This window comes from Prosthecobacter sp., from assembly GCF_044222345.1.
Lineage (GTDB): Bacteria > Verrucomicrobiota > Verrucomicrobiia > Verrucomicrobiales > Verrucomicrobiaceae > Prosthecobacter.
Window position 1 is genome coordinate 1 of the sequence record NZ_JBGANL010000002.1, and the last position, 15,158, is coordinate 15,158.

A 15,158-nucleotide genomic window follows, 5' to 3' on the forward strand; every position below is an offset into this window, starting at 1 on the left:
GGCGGCGGCGGTGACGCGGATTTGATGGGTGTGGCGGAGCGCCGCACAGGGGACTGTGCGGACCACTTTGCTGTCGCCCTCGCGATAGCTTTGGATTTTTCAACCCAGATGAGGCCACATTTTTATTTAAAATGCTCTAGGCTGGGGCGTGTTTGAGGTGCTGGAAGGTGCCGAGCTACACAGCTTCTCCACACGCTCATGGACGGGCGGGCTGTCGCCACGCCCATCCTACAAGCATGCGTGATCTTTGACCGATGGGAGGAATCAGGCGGCGCCTTCTTCCTTGGCAGGCTCTTCCACCGAGGATTCTGCCAGGGCGGCTTCAGCCTGCTCTGCCAGCTCTGCTTCCGCCATGGACTCTTCGACCGGGGCTTCTGTCAGTTCTGGTTCAGCCGGTTTGGGGGTTTCCTGGGCTGGAGATTCTACAGCCGGTGCTGCCTCTGGAGCGCCAGCCAGGGCAGCTTCAGCCTGCTCTGCGAGTTCGGCTTCCGCCATGGACTCTTCCACGGGGGCTTCCGTCAGCTCAGGTTCAGACGCTTCATGCTCTGCTTCAGCAGTCGTTTCTGCGGCAGCTTCTGCGGCAGGAGCAGCGGCTTTGGCAGATGCCTTGGCAGCGGGAGCTTCTTTCTTTGCAGCGGCCGGTTCACCCTGCACACCAAGGAAGACCATGCCGTCGCTGTATTCGATGACGTAACCTTCGTTCGCGAGCCAGCGGATGTCCTTGATGACGGCAACCTGCTCCTCCGTAGGATGCTTTGGCGCATCCGGGGCGGTGCCTGCGGGGGCTTCCGGGGAGGGTACGATCGACTCCACCAGCTTCTGCATGGGCAGGCCGTTGCTGGCCTTGAGCTTTTCCACGACCTGAGCGAGGCGGTCTGAGAAGACCATGCCGGGCTCGATGGCGCGGGGCTTCACGCGGCAGACGAACTGCTTGCCCGCACGACGCTTGAACAATTTCAAGCCGCGGCGTTCGAGGCCAGCGCCGAGCTTTTGCGAGATTTCAAAGAGGTGCTTGCGCGCCGCATCCACAGACTGGCGCATCATGATGAAGAAAATATGAGCCAGCTTCTGCTTGTCGATGTTGCCCGGCACGGTGGCGTCACGGACTTCGATGACGGCGTCGTTGCCAAAGGTGCGGCGGAAATGCGCCTCCATGTCGGCACGGGAGCTGAGTGAGAGCGGCTCTCCGCCCTCGGGCACTTCGCCCTTGAGGCAGACCCAGCGGCGGCCCTTGCTCATGTTTTCCTTCCACTTCGCCACGAGCTCCGGATTGGACTCCACGCGGATGCGGCGCTTGAAATCTTCGAGCGGCATGTTCGAGAAGCGCTCACGGTGCAGCCTGATGACACCGGTTTGATAGCTGTGATGGCTCGGCGGGGCGATTAGCTCGCCGCTCATGCCGCAGACGGCCACGGAGGCAAACTCGCCCTTTGGCGCTTCGAGTTCGATCTCTTCCACACGGTAAAACTCATCCAGTGCGGCGCTGCGCAGCACATGATTGAGCGCTTCATCACGGGAGAGGAAGAGGCTGCCGTCCGCAGGCACATGGTAGAAGCCTGTGGGACGCTCTTCGGCGCAGCGGAAGCGCACCATGAAGCGGTCGCCGCCTGCGAGCACGAGGCGTGCGGCATCAAACATGCTGAATGCGTGACCCGTCTGGCGCACGTGTGCGGCGAGTGCATCCACCGCCTTGTCTTCTGGAAAGATGATGACCTGCACATCCTTCGGGATCTCGACCCACTCACGCTGTGGCGGGCCTGCGCGATCACGATCGCCAAAACGACGAGGAGGACCACGGCGATCATCACCGTCACGACGCGGCGGGCCGCCTTCGCCACGGGGGCGGAATCCGCCACCTGCACCGGCTGGACGGGGGCCAGCGCCGCCAGGACCATCACGACGCGGAGGAGGGCCACGGCGATCATCACGACCGCCAAATCCACCACCGCCACGGCGGTCGTCACGACCCCCGCGCTGCGGACGGTCTTCCGCATCGGCATAGCGTTGTTTGATTTTGTCTTCTTTGCCGAATTCGCCGACCCACGCGGGCATCAGTTTCAAATCGGAAAGGTCAACCAGGCCGCTTGGTTTAGAGGGCTGATTGTCGGTGCTGGCTTCGGGTTCGGTCATACTTTTCAGGCTGGAAGGGGCCGCGACTATGCCTCGAATCGTGTTTGTCGCCAGTTTTGTTCGTGTGGCGTTTTCTTGGCATGGCATTATGTGAACAAGTCCCATGCCAGCCGAACCCATCATTTTTTACAATCGCCTCTCCGGCCAACTCGAAACGGAGGCCGTGTATGGGGAGGGTTTTCTGCGCTTCACCTACGAAAGCCCACTGGGCGCCCTGCCGCTGCATGCGCTGGTGAAACGGGCGGCTTTTTCCCGCTGGTACGGCAGCCGCATGGACGCCCCGGCCAGCCGGGCAAAAATCGCCCCTTTCCTGGCCACCTACGGATTGGACGTTGGCGAATTCGCCGATGCCCCGGAGTCCTTCCGCACCTTCAACGAATTTTTTTACCGCAAGCTCAAGCCGCAGGCACGGCCCATCGCCCCGGGTGACGATGTCATCACCTTCCCTGCGGACGGACGCCATTTCGTGCTGCCCGACATCGCGAATGGCACTGATTTTTTTGTCAAAGGCACCCGCTTTGACCTCCCTGCCCTGCTGCGGGATGCCGCGCTCTCCGAGCGTTTCGCGCACGGCAACATGCTGATTTCCCGCCTGTGCCCGGTGGACTACCACCGCTTTCATTTTCCCTGCGCCGGCACTCCCGGAGCCGCCCGACTGATCAATGGCCCGCTGTATTCGGTGAGTCCTATCGCCCTGCGCAGCCGGGCCAGCATCCACTGGGAAAACAAGCGGGAGATCACGGTGCTGCGTACGTCTGGCCTCGGGGACGTGCTGCTGCTGGAAGTCGGCGCCACCTGCGTGGGCTCCATTGTGCAAACTTATGCGCCGGGTGCCCCGATCGAAAAAGGCGCTGAAAAAGGCTACTTCCGCTTTGGCGGCTCCTGCTTCATCACGATTTTTGAGCCGGGTAAAATCCAGTTTTCGGCCGATTTGATCGAGCACAGCCAGGCCGGACGCGAAGTCTATGCCCGCATGGGGGACGTGGCGGCTCACGCCCGCGGGTGAAAGCGCCGGTGCACGTCCTTGAGCCGCGCCTGATCCACATGGGTGTAAATCTGCGTGGTGGAGATGTCGGCATGGCCGAGCATCTCCTGGATCACGCGCAGGTCGGCGCCGTTGTTCAGCAGGTGGGTGGCAAAGCTGTGGCGCAGCAGATGCGGATGCACGCGGGCGGGATCCATGCCGCAGAGGGCGGCGCGTTCCTTCACGATCTGCTGGATGCGTGCGGTGGTCAGTTTTGTGCCGTTGCGAGAGATGAAGATGTGGCTCTGGGATTTGGGGCCCACCAGCTCAGGGCGAGCATGCTCCACGTAGGCTGCGATCGCCTCACGTGCGGCACCGCCCACGGGTGAGAGACGGGTCTTGGAACCCTTCCCCGTGACGCGAATCCAGCCCTCTTCGAGGCTGAGGTTTTCCAGCCGTGCATCGGCCAGCTCCGACAACCGCACGCCGCTGGCGTAGAACAGCTCCAGGATGGCCCGATCACGCCGGTCCAGAGGGGCCGTGCCGTTTACAGACTCGACGAACTTGCGCACGTCCTGCTCGTTCAGGGAGTCCGGTAGGTGCTTTTCCTGGCGGGGAGGCAGAATGGGATCGGCCGGGTCGGCGGAGATGTGTTTGCGCGCGGTGAGCCAGCGGAAGAAGATTTTGACGGCGATGAGTTCGACCCGTGCCGAGGACGCCGCGATGCCGTCTTTTTTTCTCTGGGCCAGAAAACCGCTCACGTGCTCCGTCGTGACGGCAGCCGCGCTGGCGGAGTCGTGCGTGGCCTTGAACCATGAAGCAAACGCCTCCAGCACCCGGCGCACCAGGAGCTGATAATTCGTGGACAGACCCCGCTCGGTCGCCAGGTGGAGGATGAAGCCGTCGATAAGTTCCTGCATCGGCGTCCAGCATGGCACGGGTTTGCGCCCACCGAATGAAAATTGTTGCCCTCGGGCACGGGGAACGGCAAAGATGCCCCATTATGGCCTCCTACAACAAAGTCATGCTCATCGGCAATCTGACCCGCGACCCCGAAGTGCGCTACACGCCCAAAGGCAGCGCGGTGTGCGACATCGGGCTCGCCGTGAACCGCGTGTACACCTCCGACAGTGGTGAGAAGGTGGAGGAAGTCACTTTTGTGGACGTCGTCCTCTGGGCCAAGATGGCCGAGCTGGCCGGCAAGTATTTGAAGAAAGGCCGCCCGGTCTTCATCGAAGGCCGCCTGCAGATGGATTCCTGGGAAGACAAGCAAACCGGGCAGAAGCGCACCCGCATGCGCGTGGTGGGCGAGCAGATGCAATTCCTCGGCAGCCCTGGTGGCGACCGCGCTCCAGCCGGCGGTGGTGGCGATGACGAAGGCGGCTACTCCGGTGGCGGAGGAGGCGGGGGATATTCAGGCGGTGGTGGTGGAGGCGGAGGCGGTTACAATCGCCCTCAGCAATCCCGTCCGGCCCAGCGCCCGGCACCCCAGCAGCAGCAGCGCCCGGCCCAGCGTCCCGCTCCTGCACAGCAGAACGATGACTTCGGTGAAGGCCCGATCACCGATGGTATGGAAGACGACGACATTCCGTTTTGAGAAATGAAGCAGGCGTTTTGCCCTGCTTGATTGGAAGAGAACCTGCTGCTGAGCCGTTATTTGCGGCCCTGTGAATTGCTCCGTCCCCAGCTTGGTTTGTGCGCTCAGCGCCGTCGCTTTGTCGTCGGCGTTTGCCGCCGAAACTGTGTCCTTTCGCAATGACGTGATGGCCGCCATTTCCAAAGCCGGCTGCAACCTGGGCACCTGCCACGGCAATGCGACGGGCAAAGGCGGCTTCAAACTTTCGCTGCGCGGGCAGGATCCTGATCTCGATTTCAAAGCGCTCGCCCGGGACGCCTCCGGCCGCCGTGTGGATGTCTTCGCGCCGGAGCGCAGCCTCATCCTGGTTAAAGGGGCGAATCAGATCGCCCATGAAGGCGGCAAGAAGCTTGATCCGAAGGCCTGGGAATATCAGGTGCTGAGGAACTGGATCGCCGCCGGTCTGCCGCGCGATGACAGCACGGCCCCCAAAGTGACCAAGCTCACCGTCACGCCGACTGAGCTCGTTTTGGACGAGCCGCAGGACAAGGTGCAGATCACCGTGCAGGCGACTTTTGCCGATGGCACGCAGCGCGACATCACTGATCGTGCGATCTATGAACCGCTGCAAAACGGGCTCGTGGATGTGAGCAAGAGCGGGCTGGTGAAGCGCCTGCAGTTTGGCGAACCGGGCGTGCTGGTGCGCTTCCTGAATCAATCGGTGCCTGTGCGGCTGACGTTTGTGAAAGCGAACCCGGCGTTTGTGTGGAGCAAGCCGCGCCGCGACAACTACATCGACTCGCACGTCTTCAACAAGCTCAAGACGCTGCGCATGAACCCCAGTGCGGTGTGCAGTGATGAGGTCTTCGTGCGCCGTGCCTGGCTCGATCTCTGCGGCATGATCCCGCCTGCGGATGAAGCGCGCGCCTTTGAGGCCGACACACACCGCGACAAACGTGCGCGCCTGATCGACCGCCTGATGGTGCGGCCTGAGTTTGCCGATTACTGGACGCTGAAATGGTCCGATGTCCTCAAGGTTGAATCCCGCACGCTGGACAAAACCGGTGTGCAGGCCTTTCACGACTGGATTCGTGATGGCATCACGCGAAACCGCCCCATCAATGAAATGGTGCGCGCCATGCTGGCCTCACGCGGCAGCACCTACCACGAGCCCGAGACGAATTTCTACCGCGCCAACCGCACCCCGGAGCTGCGTGCCACCACGGCGGCGCAGGTGTTTCTCGGCACCCGCCTCCAGTGCGCGCAGTGCCACAACCACCCCTTTGACCGCTGGACGCAGGACGACTACTACAACTGGTCGGCCGTCTTCGCGCAGGTGGACTACAAGATCATCGGCGACATCAAACCGCGTGATAAAAACGACAAGCATGAGTTCAACGGGGAGCAGGTGGTCTTTCTCAACTCCAAGCTGAACATCGAAAACCCGCGCACCGGTGACAAGGCCAAGGCCCGGTTCCTCGGTGCGGACATGCCGAAGCTCGCCGAGAAGGAGGACGAACTGCAGGCCGCCGCGAACTGGCTCACCAGCGCGCAGCATCCTCTGTTTGCCAAAGCACAGGCCAACCGCATCTGGTATCACCTCATGGGTCGTGGTCTGGTCGATCCCGTGGATGACATGCGCCTCACCAATCCGGCCAGCCATCCGCAGCTTCTCGAAGAACTTGCGCAGGATTTCATCCGCAGCGGCTTTGATCTGAGGCACCTCATTCGCACCATCATGCTGAGCCGCACCTACCAGCTGGACAGCACGCCGAACGAGACGAACGCCGCCGATCTCATCAACTATTCGCATCACCTGCCCCGCCGCCTCAGCGCCGAGCAGCTGATTGATTCGCTCTACGCTGCGCTGCGCGTCACGCCGGATTTCAATGGCTGGGGCCGCGGCACGCGTGCCAGCCAGATTCCCGGCCCCGACAATGGCCGTGGCAGTCCCAATCCCACGTCTCCCGAGGCCTTCCTCGCCCAGTTTGGCCGCCCTAAACGCGAACTGGCCTGCGAATGCGAACGCGCTGCGGACACCTCCATCGGCCAGATTTTCCAGTTCATCAGCGGCCCCATCGTCAGCAACGTCGTCTCGCAGAAATACAACCGACTTGGCTCGCTGCTCAAGAACCCTGACAACGGCGCCGTCACCCGCGATCTCTACTGGGCCATCCTGACGCGTGCGCCCACCGCCGACGAAGCCAAAGTCATGGAAGCCCTCCTGGCCTCCGCCAAAGACCGGCGACTCGCGCTGGAGGACATCACCTGGAGTCTGGTGAACGCGAAGGAGTTTTTGCTCGCCCGATAAGCACGCCGCTTCGTGCTGGATGACGCCTTGAGCTGGACCGTTAGCGCATGACAAAGCGAGGGCTTCGTGGCATAACGCAGCATGTCTTTCATCTCTTCACGCGTCACCCTCTTCCTCGCCAGCCTGCTCATGGCAGCCGCACTGGCCTCATGCACGGGAGGCAATCTCAGCCGTCTTCACCATGTGCGCGCAGGTGCCATCGGCATCGGGCCCACGGGAAGTCATCCGGGCGATCGTCCGCTGACCCAGTTCAAATCTGAAACGCCCGAGGAACTGCGCGTGCATCAGGCGGTGCGTCGCGGAGTGGAGCGTGCGTTGGATGACAGCCGTGCCTTCAGCTATGTGCCCTTTGCCGAGATGAAGCAGACCCCAAAGAGCCTGAACATTGCGAACCAGCGCAGCGAGGTCAAAAAATTTGCCGCCGCCAATCATCTCAAGGCCGTCATCCGCGTCTGGGCCACCCCCGACTTCACGCAGCAGAGCGTGAGCGTCGGTTTCCTGACCCATGCGCGCAGCGGCAAGGCGATCGCCACCAGTCTCGCGATGGCGCCGGGTCCGGTCCCTCCGCTGAAAAACCCCACCGCCCGCGCCTCCCTCCCGGCCTGGGAAAAGACCGCCTACGAGGCCACCAAAAAGGCCCTCGCCAAAGTACGCGGCTGAAACGCCAGGGGCTGAGGCTGCTGGTTCCAAGGAATTGACGTGAGAACGTGCCGCCGCACGACGTACTGATGCGCCTCATGAAACCAGCCATTTTTCTTGCCCTCTTTGTCGGCACTTCGCTGTTCGCCCAAACTGTCGCCCCCAAAGCACCTGCGCCTGCAGTCAAACCCAAAGGCCCCACCGTTCCCGCCGATGCCCAGTGGAAGGATGTCACCACCTGGGGCGTCGAAGGCCGTGGCTGGGGAGATCAGGAGCGGAAGCGCTGGTTTGATCGTCTTCCGGCCAAGGCTGAAAAGACCGTCACCCCTGCTGTTTGGGGGCTCAGCCGCGACAGCGCGGGCATGATGGTGCGCTTCAAGACAGACGCGAAAGCCATTTACTGCCGCTACGATCTCCTCAAGGCAAATCTGGCGTTGCCCGCCATGCCTGCCACCGGCGTGAGCGGACTCGATCTGTATGCACGTGATGAAAAGGGCCAGTGGAAATGGGTCACCTGCACGAAACCAGCCAGTCAGCATGTCGAAGCTGTGATGATCAGCGGTCTGGCACCTGGCGAGCACGAATTCGCCGCCTACCTGCCGCTCTACAACGGCATTGAAAAACTGGAGATTGGCGTGCCTGCGGGCGCGAAGTTTGAAGGATTGAAACCACGTGAGAAGCCCATCGTTTTCTATGGCACCTCCATCACGCATGGCGCGAATGCTTCACGCCCCGGCATGGTGCACACCGCCATCCTGGGCCGCCACCTGGAGCGTCCGGTCATCAACATCGGCTTCTCCGGCAATGGCCGCATGGACGCCGCCGTTGGCGATCTCATCAATGAACTCGATCCTGCCGTGATCGTCATCGACTGCCTGCCCAACATGGGCCCCGCCGACGTCACGGCCAAATGCGTGCCGCTGGTGAAGCAACTGCGATCCAAGCATGCCACCACGCCGATCATCCTCGTCGAAGACCGCCGCTTCACCAATTCCTGGATCACCCCTGAAAAAGCCAAATTCCACGACGACAACCACGCCGCGCTGAAAGCCGCCTACGAGCAACTCAAGAAGGAGAAAGTCGCCAACCTGCACTACATCGGTGGCGATGCCCTCTACGGCACCGATGCTGAAGGCTCCAACGACGCCTCCCACGGCACCGACCTGGGTTTCCTGCGCCAGGCGGAGATTTTCGAGCCCGTGCTGCGTGCTGCGCTGAAGTAACCCGCCTCACTCGGTCCCCGGCGGTTCCAGCAATCGCCGGGGCAGGTCACGCATGCCTTGCAGCACGCGGAAGACAACCAGGGTGTCGTCTTCCACACGGTAGAAGACGAGGTGCTTGTGAAATGAGCCTTGAAGCTGGAAGGACCTCAGCCGCGCCAGACGTCGATTGCGGAATTTGCGGATACGGCCGAGGTCGGGCTGCGCGGCCAGGTCATTGAGTGTTTCAACCAAAGATAACAGATACCTTTCGGAGATGTCTGCACCAGCATGCACGTCATACCAATCCGACTGAAGACGTATATCAAGTGACGCATCTTCAGTGCGTTGAATTGTCAGACCCGGCATGGTGCAGATTCCATGACGGCTTTATTGGAAGGTCTGCCTTTTCGGATTGAATCAAGAAAGGCTTCATCCAGCGGATGGCGTGGGCTGTCCAATGCCTTGAGCATTGCGGCTTCGAGCTCTGGCGACTCATAGCCGTCTTCCTCAAGCACCTCCAACTGGCGTTCATTCATCCAGTCGAACAGTTCTCTGAAACCGGATGCCGGCAGTGCACGGATCGAGTCTTCAATTTCGGCAATCGTCGTCATACGGAAAGCTTATTCATCACCAGCCGCAGCGCAAGCACCGCAATTACGCCTCACTTCCCGATCTTGTAGAGCGCCTTGTCCGTGCGGATGAACAGGGCGCTGCCATCGGCGATGGGGCTGGCCATGATGGGGCCGTCGAGGGTGTTCTGGGCGAGGATTTTGAACTCCTTGGCGGCATTGATGATCGTCACGACACCTTCGCGGCTGCAGAAGTAGAGTTTGCCATCTGCGATCATCGGCGAGGCGCTGAACTTGCCGCCGATGCGCTCGCGATAGAAAGCCTCGCCGGTTTTCGTGTCCACGCAGCTGACGATGCCACCGTCATCGACGTAAAACAGCAGACCGTTGTGCAGTACGGGCGAGCACATTTTGGGAGCGTTCTTGTTATTGCGCCACGCGACCTCCAGCTGTGGCAAGCCGGCGTATTTGAGGGCGATCATCGCCGATTTGCCGAAGGCCGTGCTGAAATAAATCTGCTGGTCATCCGCCACCGGCACGGTGGACATGGAGAAGCCGAGATCGCCATAGTGAATCTTCCACAGCTCTTTGCCGGTCTGAGGATCGTAGCCGTAGATGTTGTTGGCGGCGGAGCTGACCACCTCCGGTCTGCCATTGATCGTCACCACCAGCGGCGTGCCGTAGGCTTTGCGCTGCTGGGGGCGAGGATCCATGTCGCCGCTGCGGGGTGTCTTCCATGCGACTTTGCCGGTTTTCGTGTCAAAGGCGGCGATGAACTGCTGATCGCTGCCGTCGAAGTGCGCAATCAACCGGTCCCCATGCAGGACGGCGGTGGAGCCCGGGCCGTTTTCGTGCATGACGTGCAGTTCTTCGTTTTTCCACAGCACCTTCAAGGTTTGGGTGTCGAGGGCAACGGTGCCAAAGGAACCGAAGTGCGCATAGAGCCGGCCCTCTGCCAAAACGGGCGACGGTGAGGCATAGCTGTTGAGCTGATGGGCCCACTGGGGGTCCTTGACGCTGAGCAGTTCGATGTCGTGAAGGAGTTTGCCGCTGCTGCGGTCCACACAGAGGGCGTGCAGGCTTACGGAACCGAGGACGGTGAGGGGCTGGTCGCCGGTGTTGGATTCGAGACGGCGCTTGGCTTCCTCGGGGGTGGCCGCTTTTTCGAGGGCGGTGGTGAGCCAGATCTGATCGCCTGACATGACTGGTGTGGAATGACCACGACCCGGAAGCTCGGTCTTCCAGGCGATGTTGCTCGTCTCACTCCAGGTTTCCGGCAGGCCGGAGGCATTGGCGTGACCTTGGGCCGAAGGGCCGCGCCATTCGGGCCAGTTGCCGGCATGGGAGGCGGAAGCGAGAACCAGGAGCGGGAGTAGAATGCGGTGAATCATGAGCGAGAAAAAACGTGGCAGGCAGCAGGGAACTGTCTTTCACTGAGAATGATCATGCGCATTCCGTTTTTTCTATTTGTTTTCGCCGCCGCATTGCAGGCCCAAGCTACGGAACTCGAAACCTACATCGAGGTGCGATCCGGCACGCTGCCCATCATTCTGACAGTGCCACACGGCGGCACCTTGAAGCCGGACAACGTGCTGGCGCGGCGCTATGGAGTCACGGGCACCGATTCCAACACGATCCCGCTGGCCGAGATGATCATTCAAGAACTGCAGACGCGTTATGGCGGCAAACCTCACGCCATCATCTCCCGCCTGCACCGCACCAAGCTGGACCCGAACCGCGAGCTTGAAGAGGCCGCGCAGGGTGATCCAACCGCCATCGCCGCGTGGCACCGCTTTCATGACAGCGCCCAAAAGGCCTGTAATACGGTGATGAAAAAGAGCGGCATGGGTCTGCTGCTGGACATTCACGGACACCGCCATCTGGATCAACGAGTCGAACTGGGTTATCTGGTGAAAGGAGACATCCTCAAGCACTCGGATGCGGAACTGAATGCGGATGCGGCGCTGATCGCCGCCACCAGCATCCGTGATCTGGACAAGCGCTCGCCGCAGAGCTTTGCAGAACTGCTGCGTGGACCACAGAGTTTGGGTGGTTTGCTGGAGTTTAATGGCTTTCGCTGCCTGCCGAGTCCGTCCAAAGCGAATCCGGCCTTCATGGCGGGCTACTTCAGCGGGGTGTACGACGTCGCCGCCCATGGCTCACGCTCAGGCGGCACGGTGAGCGCCATCCAGATCGAGTGCCCATGGAACAATGTGCGTGACGTGCCGGAAAATCAGCGCCGGTTTGCCCAGGCGCTGGCAGATTCACTCGGCGTTTACTTTGAGGTCCACTTTGGCCGGAAGCTGAAGTGAGCGCTCCGTCTGCACCTGCGGCTGCTCAGGATCTGCTTTCCTGAGCTTGTCCCAGCAGGCGTCGGCGACTTCTTTTTGCGCGGTGAAAACGCGTATCTGAGCAGGCGTGCAGGAGGCCCAGTCGATGGGGATGCGCTCATCACGCAGACCTCGGCGATGCAGCCAGCCAAAGAAAGCGATGCTGCCGAGAAGGGCGGCGTTGAAAGGCAGGCAGAGCGGCAGCAATGCGAGACGCAGCAGAGCTTCTGAAAGCGGGTCCCACAGCAGGGCGACCACGAGCGTGACGAACAGCATCCACGCAACGGTCTTCACATTCAGCCGCAGGTAATGGCCTCCGAGAGCCAGGGCCAGGACGACGACATTCATGGCGAAGGCAGGATCCCCAAAGACCGGTTTCCAAAACGAGCCCCCGACGCAGATGAGGACTGCCGACAGAGCCACGAGAGCGCTGGTGCGTGAATGCCAGAGAATGCCGATGAAGAACCAGAGCCAGCAGAGCAGCACACGAGTCGAGGTGAACTGCGTCGACAGGCTCAAATGACTGCCGAGGAATCTACCCCATGACTTCGCGTACTCCTGAGCCGTGCCTCCGGACAGGGTTGCAGCAACTCCGGTGTAGGCATCCGCAAACAAAGGAGCGCACAGTGCAGCCGTGGTGAAGTGGTGGCGCGCCTCATCCGGATGACCGGTCTGCAAGGCACACCAGCCGAGGCCGTCCCATGAGTCGGCAAAAAAAGAATCCAGCGCGACCGCACGCCGAAACGCCAGCGCGGCATCGTCATAGCGTGCCTGACGGAAGCGGCTCCAGCCAAGACCGTCATAGGCGTCTGCGACACCGATTTTGAGCGAGAGCACGCGTGAGAAGGCCGTTTGCGCGCCGGCTTGATCACCGCGGCGGTACAAACTCCAGCCAAGACCCGCGCAGCGGTAGGCCTCGGCCATGTCGGTGCTGACTTCTGTGTTGAGGAAATGTTTCTCGGCTTTTTCAAAGCGGCTGGTGAGCAGAGCACGCCAGCCGCGCGTGAGTTCGGCATCATGCACGCCAAAGAAAATCAGCGCGGTCAGCGCAGCCCACGCCACGGCAACATACGGCAGGCTGAAGAGGACATACGGCGACTTCTTCTCATGCATACGCTCTGCGACGGGCACGAAGAAAAAAGCCATGCCTGCACAACCGAACGCAGTGGCGAGCGCCTGCACCCACAGCGGCACCTGCGGAAAAAGATACCACAAGGCACCGAGCAACGCGCCATTCACGCTGAAGAGTCCGGTTTTGAGCACGGTGTCATCCTGCGCACGCCACTGCGCGAGTGCGGAGATGAGCAGCGCGCCGCCCAGGCTCATGAGTGCGGCTTCGATCGAAAGCACGAACAAGCCGATGAGCACACACACCCCGGTGATGCGGCTGTTCGCCACGAGCATCTGCCCGTAACCACGCAGGGTGTGGTCGATCAGGCGTTTCATGCGAAGGCGGGGAGTTCTGAAATCACGAGGGGGACTTTATGCGATCCTGGAGGGGCGGCAATCCTGGAGACGAAAGTGATTTGCAAATCAGCGGAGCCAGCCAAAGCAGCTTCCAGCGCATTTTGCACACTTTTTTCGACGCGATTGCGCGATGCATCGGCATCAACCACCACGCGAACTTCGAGCATGCCGGGCTGCTTTTGCACGATCTGATACTGAGCCAAGCCGGGCACATCCTCGATGGCATTGATGACGACATAAGGCGAAATCAAGGTGCCTGCATGTGAACGGAGCATGGTGGCACTGCGGCCTTCCAGATGGCGGATACTGCGCGCCGCGCTGCCACAGGGACAGGGCTCCGGCTCCCAGCGAGCCAGATCACCGAGGCCGCGATAGCGCAGGATCGGAGTGGCGGTATTGGTGAGATCCGTGATGACGATGTGGCCAAGGCCGGTGGTGGGCAGTCCGTGTTCATCGACGATTTCACAGAGGACGTTGGTCTCAGCGATGTGCCAGCGCGAGCTGTGCGTGCACTGCCAGGCGACGAGGCCGCCTTCGGTGCTGGTGTAGGTCTCGATGAGGCGTGCGTTCGGGAAGATCTGGCCCAGAAGATGCCGCGTGTGGGCATCCAACATTTCGGAGGTGAGATGGATGAGACGTGTTTTGCGAATGACGCGCTTTTGCGCACGCAGATCAAGTGCGATGGCGCGGAGCGTGGATGGGTAGGAGGAAATGAATTCAGGCGAGATGCCGAGGAGTTCGTGCGTGAGTTTGGCCACGGGATCCTGAGCAGAGAGGATGCGTGAATGCGGCACGGTGGTGCGCAGGAGACCGGCGGTGGCGAAGTCGATGCTGTCCGGGGACATGTCGACGAGATAGAGACCATTGGTGAGCGGCGCGCCCTGGCACCATTCATAGTACAAGGCCGTGTTGCAGGCCATGTAATGCCACAGCGATTCCTCCGTGCGTGCCATGCACGCGGGGATGCCGGTGGAGCCGGAGGATGCCAGCCAGCGGATGGCACTCTGGTTGTCCTGGGCGATCAATTCCGACCGAGCGGCGGTGCGCAGGTCTGGCTTGGTGAGAATGGGGAGCTTGGAGAGATCCTCCCAGTCATCGAGCATCGCCGGGGTGAACCCTGCTGCTGCAAACAGCCGCTGATAGAGCGGGATGTGGGCGTGGGCATGCTGCACGAGGGAGCGCAGTGTGCGCCACTGGTGCGCCCGGCGCTTCGGCGTGCTCCAGCCACGTTGTTCGATCACTTGATCAAGAGCGGCATGAAGATGCCGCCCACGGGCGCGAATCTGGGAAGGCGTGTGCATGCCGGTCCTCCTCCATCAACGCTGGCCGGGAGGAGGCCCTGGAGGTCCCGAACGCGTGATGGCAAATCCGTCATGCACCAAGTAGCCATCCGGATTGATCTGCATGAGCTTTTCAAACAAGGGTGCAGCAAGCCGGGCATGCCCCTGATTGATCTGCGACCAGCCAAACCAGCTCATGGCGATGGGGTCTTCGGGCATCAGCTTGTAGGCGCGCTCAAAATAGACTTCTGCTTTGCGGTAGTCCTGCTGATTGAAGAGAATCTCGCCAGCGATGAGCAGCGTCGGACGATGGAACTGGTCGATTTTGAGGACTTCCCGGGCTGCGCGGAGGACGTTCTCGGGCAGGGTTTGTGCCTGATACACATTCATCATGCCGAGGTGCGGTGTGATAGCGCGTGGTTCCTGTTTGGCGGCGGTGGTGTAATACTGGACGGCCTTGGTGTAGTCCTTGTTGAGGCAGGAGAGCCAGCCGGCGCGCACCGCCGCCAGATAAGTCTCACCGCCGGCGCTTTTGAAGGCGAGGACGCTTTCGAGAGCCGCGGCATAATCGTTGTTGGATTCCTCGGTGAGAGATTTCTGCCAGGCTTCAGCGATGGCGGGGAGCTTGTCGGCAGCGTTTGCAGCAGTGACGCAGGCGAAGGCGAAGATGAGGAGGTGTGTTTTCATGGG

Annotated in this window: 14 protein-coding genes; 6 read left to right on the forward strand and 8 right to left on the reverse strand. The window is 61.3% G+C overall.

What is annotated here, in order from left to right:
• Positions 1–264: 264 nt before the first annotated feature.
• The gene (locus ACILSL_RS01650; RefSeq protein ID WP_395730253.1) at positions 265–2,130 is read right to left on the reverse strand and encodes a hypothetical protein; all 1,866 of its coding nucleotides are present in this window, start codon (positions 2,128–2,130) and stop codon (positions 265–267) included.
• 103 nt (positions 2,131–2,233) lie between these two features.
• Here ACILSL_RS01650 and ACILSL_RS01655 point away from each other — a divergent pair, with 103 nt between their 5' ends.
• Complete coding sequence (locus ACILSL_RS01655; RefSeq protein ID WP_395730254.1) at positions 2,234–3,136, forward strand: phosphatidylserine decarboxylase; 903 nt, start codon at positions 2,234–2,236, stop codon at positions 3,134–3,136.
• On the opposite strand, the gene ACILSL_RS01660 is transcribed toward ACILSL_RS01655, so the two are convergent.
• A complete protein-coding gene (locus tag ACILSL_RS01660) occupies positions 3,121–4,014 on the reverse strand; it encodes a tyrosine recombinase (protein ID WP_395730255.1) in 894 nt (297 codons plus the stop codon). The two genes, ACILSL_RS01655 and ACILSL_RS01660, sit on opposite strands and share 16 nt — an antisense overlap.
• Before the next feature lie 83 nt (positions 4,015–4,097).
• Between ACILSL_RS01660 and ACILSL_RS01665 the strand changes: the two genes are divergently transcribed.
• The 4 genes from ACILSL_RS01665 (at position 4,098) to ACILSL_RS01680 (ending at position 8,843) form a co-directional block, all read left to right on the forward strand.
• Positions 4,098–4,691, forward strand: coding sequence for a single-stranded DNA-binding protein (locus tag ACILSL_RS01665; RefSeq protein WP_395730256.1), 594 nt, complete (start codon positions 4,098–4,100; stop codon positions 4,689–4,691).
• 70 nt (positions 4,692–4,761) lie between these two features.
• The gene (locus ACILSL_RS01670) at positions 4,762–6,981 is read left to right on the forward strand and encodes a DUF1549 and DUF1553 domain-containing protein (protein WP_395730257.1); all 2,220 of its coding nucleotides are present in this window, start codon (positions 4,762–4,764) and stop codon (positions 6,979–6,981) included.
• 81 nt (positions 6,982–7,062) lie between these two features.
• Positions 7,063–7,641: a hypothetical protein gene (locus ACILSL_RS01675; protein WP_395730258.1), complete on the forward strand. Its 579-nt coding sequence runs from the start codon at positions 7,063–7,065 to the stop codon at positions 7,639–7,641.
• A gap of 77 nt (positions 7,642–7,718) precedes the next feature.
• Complete coding sequence (locus ACILSL_RS01680; protein WP_395730259.1) at positions 7,719–8,843, forward strand: SGNH/GDSL hydrolase family protein; 1,125 nt, start codon at positions 7,719–7,721, stop codon at positions 8,841–8,843.
• Positions 8,844–8,849: 6 nt separating this feature from the next.
• Here the strand turns inward: ACILSL_RS01680 and ACILSL_RS01685 are convergent, their stop codons facing one another.
• From ACILSL_RS01685 to ACILSL_RS01695, 3 genes are read right to left on the reverse strand one after another with little or no spacing between them, the layout of a single operon-like run.
• Positions 8,850–9,188 (reverse strand): type II toxin-antitoxin system RelE/ParE family toxin, encoded by a 339-nt coding sequence (locus ACILSL_RS01685; protein ID WP_395730260.1) that lies wholly within the window; start codon positions 9,186–9,188, stop codon positions 8,850–8,852.
• Positions 9,176–9,433, reverse strand: coding sequence for a hypothetical protein (locus ACILSL_RS01690; RefSeq protein WP_395730261.1), 258 nt, complete (start codon positions 9,431–9,433; stop codon positions 9,176–9,178). The genes ACILSL_RS01685 and ACILSL_RS01690 overlap by 13 nt, the downstream gene beginning before the upstream one ends.
• A gap of 50 nt (positions 9,434–9,483) precedes the next feature.
• Positions 9,484–10,782, reverse strand: a complete 1,299-nt coding sequence (locus ACILSL_RS01695; protein ID WP_395730262.1) for a PQQ-binding-like beta-propeller repeat protein — start codon at positions 10,780–10,782, stop codon at positions 9,484–9,486.
• A gap of 54 nt (positions 10,783–10,836) precedes the next feature.
• Between ACILSL_RS01695 and ACILSL_RS01700 the strand changes: the two genes are divergently transcribed.
• On the forward strand, positions 10,837–11,703 hold the full coding sequence (locus ACILSL_RS01700) for a hypothetical protein (protein WP_395730263.1): 867 nt from the start codon (positions 10,837–10,839) through the stop codon (positions 11,701–11,703).
• Here the strand turns inward: ACILSL_RS01700 and ACILSL_RS01705 are convergent.
• From ACILSL_RS01705 to ACILSL_RS01715, 3 genes are read right to left on the reverse strand one after another with little or no spacing between them, the layout of a single operon-like run.
• Positions 11,656–13,167 carry an urea transporter gene (locus ACILSL_RS01705; RefSeq protein ID WP_395730264.1) on the reverse strand — a complete coding sequence of 504 codons (1,512 nt, stop codon included), beginning with the start codon at positions 13,165–13,167 and terminating at the stop codon, positions 11,656–11,658. The genes ACILSL_RS01700 and ACILSL_RS01705 overlap by 48 nt on opposite strands.
• Entirely contained in the window at positions 13,164–14,489 is a 1,326-nt protein-coding gene (locus ACILSL_RS01710; RefSeq protein WP_395730265.1) for a phenylacetate--CoA ligase family protein, read from the reverse strand. The genes ACILSL_RS01705 and ACILSL_RS01710 overlap by 4 nt, the downstream gene beginning before the upstream one ends.
• A 15-nt stretch (positions 14,490–14,504) precedes the next feature.
• Positions 14,505–15,155 carry a tetratricopeptide repeat protein gene (locus tag ACILSL_RS01715; protein ID WP_395730266.1) on the reverse strand — a complete coding sequence of 217 codons (651 nt, stop codon included), beginning with the start codon at positions 15,153–15,155 and terminating at the stop codon, positions 14,505–14,507.
• Positions 15,156–15,158: the final 3 nt, after the last annotated feature.

What these genes read in the sequence shown, in the direction of transcription:
- ACILSL_RS01680 (WP_395730259.1), top strand. Translation starts at nt 7,719, where the DNA reads ATGAAACCAGCCATTTTTCTTGCCCTCTTTGTCGGCACTTCGCTGTTC.
- ACILSL_RS01665 (WP_395730256.1), top strand. Translation starts at nt 4,098, where the DNA reads ATGGCCTCCTACAACAAAGTCATGCTCATCGGCAATCTGACCCGCGAC.
- ACILSL_RS01655 (WP_395730254.1), top strand. Translation starts at nt 2,234, where the DNA reads ATGCCAGCCGAACCCATCATTTTTTACAATCGCCTCTCCGGCCAACTC.
- ACILSL_RS01710 (WP_395730265.1), bottom strand. Translation starts at nt 14,489, where the DNA reads ATGCACACGCCTTCCCAGATTCGCGCCCGTGGGCGGCATCTTCATGCC.
- ACILSL_RS01705 (WP_395730264.1), bottom strand. Translation starts at nt 13,167, where the DNA reads ATGAAACGCCTGATCGACCACACCCTGCGTGGTTACGGGCAGATGCTC.
- ACILSL_RS01715 (WP_395730266.1), bottom strand. Translation starts at nt 15,155, where the DNA reads ATGAAAACACACCTCCTCATCTTCGCCTTCGCCTGCGTCACTGCTGCA.
- ACILSL_RS01695 (WP_395730262.1), bottom strand. Translation starts at nt 10,782, where the DNA reads ATGATTCACCGCATTCTACTCCCGCTCCTGGTTCTCGCTTCCGCCTCC.
- ACILSL_RS01660 (WP_395730255.1), bottom strand. Translation starts at nt 4,014, where the DNA reads ATGCAGGAACTTATCGACGGCTTCATCCTCCACCTGGCGACCGAGCGG.
- ACILSL_RS01685 (WP_395730260.1), bottom strand. Translation starts at nt 9,188, where the DNA reads ATGCCGGGTCTGACAATTCAACGCACTGAAGATGCGTCACTTGATATA.
- ACILSL_RS01650 (WP_395730253.1), bottom strand. Translation starts at nt 2,130, where the DNA reads ATGACCGAACCCGAAGCCAGCACCGACAATCAGCCCTCTAAACCAAGC.
- ACILSL_RS01675 (WP_395730258.1), top strand. Translation starts at nt 7,063, where the DNA reads ATGTCTTTCATCTCTTCACGCGTCACCCTCTTCCTCGCCAGCCTGCTC.
- ACILSL_RS01700 (WP_395730263.1), top strand. Translation starts at nt 10,837, where the DNA reads ATGCGCATTCCGTTTTTTCTATTTGTTTTCGCCGCCGCATTGCAGGCC.
- ACILSL_RS01690 (WP_395730261.1), bottom strand. Translation starts at nt 9,433, where the DNA reads ATGACGACGATTGCCGAAATTGAAGACTCGATCCGTGCACTGCCGGCA.